Here is a 491-nt window from a genome sequence, read left to right on the forward strand (position 1 = left end):
GTCAGGCGTTGGCGCGAATCAGCGACTCCAGCTCGTCGCGCACGTTGCTCACGTCGGTGGTCCGAACCGTCGTCTGGACGGTCCGCTCGTCTAAGTCGCTGAGCTCGCTCAGCACGCCGCCGCGGCGGTCGACTACGAGGAACAGTTCGAGCGCGTCTTCGTCCGGTCGCGGCACGACTTCGAGTTCGTCTACATCGCCGGCGAACGGACCCGACGTGGGTCGGAACTCGAACTCTTGGACGAAGCGCCGCGACGAGGTGAACACGCCGTGGGGGTCGGCCTCGCACTCGGCGGTGTGCAGCGAGAAGCCGAGGTCGTCGAGCGCGTCGAAGACGGCTTGCAGCCGCGGCGTCGGCTGGACGTTCAGGTAGTCTTTGTCTTCGGGGTCGACGGCCAGTTCGATGTCGAGTTCGGTCTCGACCCACACGTCGACGTTCCCGAGTGTGACGGGCGTCCCGTGGGGAATGTCGAGTGACACGTCCCGTGTCTCT

General features: G+C 66.0%; 1 protein-coding gene. It reads right to left on the reverse strand.

Annotated elements, in window-relative coordinates; all coding sequences use genetic code 11:
- Nucleotide 1: 1 nt before the first annotated feature.
- On the reverse strand, nucleotides 2–491 hold a 490-nt coding region (locus DVK07_RS21340), incomplete at its 5' end, for a sporulation protein (RefSeq protein WP_121598619.1).

The sequence above is a fragment of the Halorubrum sp. Atlit-26R genome, from assembly GCF_003666015.1.
Lineage (GTDB): Archaea > Halobacteriota > Halobacteria > Halobacteriales > Haloferacaceae > Halorubrum.